A 1,051-nucleotide genomic window follows, 5' to 3' on the forward strand; every position below is an offset into this window, starting at 1 on the left:
GTGCCGAGGAGTTCGAGGACGCGGCGGCGCACCTCGGGGGCGGGGGAGCGGTCCAGCTCCGGGCCGAGGGCCGCGAGCGTACGGCCCTTCGCGTCGCGGCCGCCGACCAGCCCCGATGTGCGGGTCGCGGTCAGCCAGGCGGCGGCGAGCCGCGCCCAGCGCTCCTCGGCGGGCAGCCCGAGCCAGTCGTCGTAGGCGGGGGTGGGCGCGTAGCGCTCGTCCATCTCGCCGTCGGAGGCGAGCAGCCCGGCCGCGTACGCCAGCTCCACCCAGAACGCGGCCACCGGCTCGGACGCATCGAGCGCCGCGGCGGTCCGCTTGAGGTCCCGTACGCTCACGCCGCCCGCGCGCAGAACGGGCGGTCCTGCGGTCCCCCACTGGCCCAGCAGCTCCTCGACCGTGGACAGCGCGGTGAAGGCCTCACCCGCCGCCGTCGCGTCCACAGCCTGTGGATTGTGCCGCGCCGCGGGCGGAAGGGGCGGCGGCAGCGGTTCGGGCGCGCGGTGTGCGCGACCGCCGCGCAGATGCAGGGCCACCTCGCGGGGCAGCACCACATTGCGCGGCCCGGACGGCAGCAGCAGGCCGCGGGCCAGCAGCCATTCGACGGGCGGGCTGGGCGAGGCGACGGACGCCTCCCCGTACGGCGGGCCCCAGGTCAGCCTGGCCAGGACCGCCGTCGCGCCGGCGGGGGCCTCCGTCAGCAGCGCCGCCATACGGGGGCGGTCGCCGAAGAGCGTGGTCAGGGCGGCCGCCGCGGTGACCGGGTCGTGGGTGGGCGGCAGCCCGGCCGCCGCCAGGATCTCCTGCAGCCGGCCGGGGGACATACCGGCCGTGGCCTCCTGGACGGTGGGGCCCAGACCGGTCGGGGAGGGGACCGTGGGCGAGGGGGCCAGCAGCTCGTGGGCGGTGCGGACCAGGCGCAGCCGGTCGTCGCCGCCCCAGGCAAGGGCCTGGGCGCGCAGGGTGGCCACGGCGCGGGGGAGTTCGGCGAGGATCTGGTCGCGGGTGGCCTCGTGGGGCGCTTCGTGGGGTGCTTCGGGGGTCGTCGGGG

At 78.3% G+C, this 1,051-nt stretch carries 1 pseudogene; it reads right to left on the minus strand.

The window, feature by feature from the left end:
- Positions 1-1,051: pseudogene (locus CCN51_RS52785) on the minus strand (DNA-binding protein); the annotation flags it as partial.

Origin of the sequence: Streptomyces milbemycinicus, assembly GCF_002154605.1 — a bacterium.
Taxonomy (GTDB): Bacteria; Actinomycetota; Actinomycetes; order Streptomycetales; family Streptomycetaceae; genus Streptomyces; species Streptomyces milbemycinicus.